Source organism: Roseivirga echinicomitans (assembly GCF_001592935.1).
Lineage (GTDB): Bacteria > Bacteroidota > Bacteroidia > Cytophagales > Cyclobacteriaceae > Roseivirga > Roseivirga echinicomitans.
The window spans coordinates 1-259 of sequence record NZ_LRDB01000032.1; the positions used below are offsets into that span (position 1 = coordinate 1).

The 259-nt window shown below is 40.5% G+C and carries 1 pseudogene; it reads left to right on the forward strand.

The features are described from left to right. Nucleotides 1-259: pseudogene (locus AWN68_RS13230) on the forward strand (hypothetical protein); the annotation flags it as partial.

A 259-nucleotide genomic window follows, 5' to 3' on the forward strand; every position in this document is an offset into this window, starting at 1 on the left:
CACTTCTTCTGCCGACTGTGGAATTGCGTTTATAGAGGACATTTCTTTGTCCGATCGTTACTGTTTACCAAACAAGCTATTTGAATACATTGCTGCGGGTCTTCCCGTGATCAGCTCTGGGTTACCAGATTTGAAGAAGTTTATAAATACCTATAAGGTAGGTACAGCGGCAGACTCGAATGATGTGGAAGGATTTATTCAGGCATTTAACAATCTTCCAAACCTTGATTCACCAGAACTAGCTGAGCATATACTAAAA